The sequence below is a fragment of the Pseudoalteromonas sp. S1610 genome (genome assembly GCF_005887465.1).
In the GTDB taxonomy this organism is placed as follows: domain Bacteria; phylum Pseudomonadota; class Gammaproteobacteria; order Enterobacterales; family Alteromonadaceae; genus Pseudoalteromonas; species Pseudoalteromonas undina.
Genome location: NZ_PNDI01000170.1, coordinates 1 through 220, shown reverse-complemented (window position 1 = coordinate 220; position 220 = coordinate 1). Strand labels below are relative to the sequence as shown.

The 220-nt window shown below is 41.4% G+C and carries 1 pseudogene; it reads left to right on the top strand.

What is annotated here, in order from left to right:
• Nucleotides 1–220 (top strand): annotated as a pseudogene (locus CWB77_RS18260) (GGDEF domain-containing protein); the annotation flags it as partial.

Sequence of the window (220 nt, the reverse complement as noted above, 5' to 3'; positions counted from 1 at the left end):
GAGCGTGCCATGGCAGTTCGTATGGAAGGAATGGCGGTCCCTTTAAGTGTTAATTTATTTGGCCCGGAAATGCTCAACGAAGTGTTTGTGGATTTTGTTTATGGGGTTATTGGTGAGCATCAACTCAGGCCTGGTGATTTAATTTTAGAATGTCCGCTACTTATTTTTACTAGCTTAGATGATAAAGGCAGAGCCATGATTGCAAGGCTTATTAGTTTAG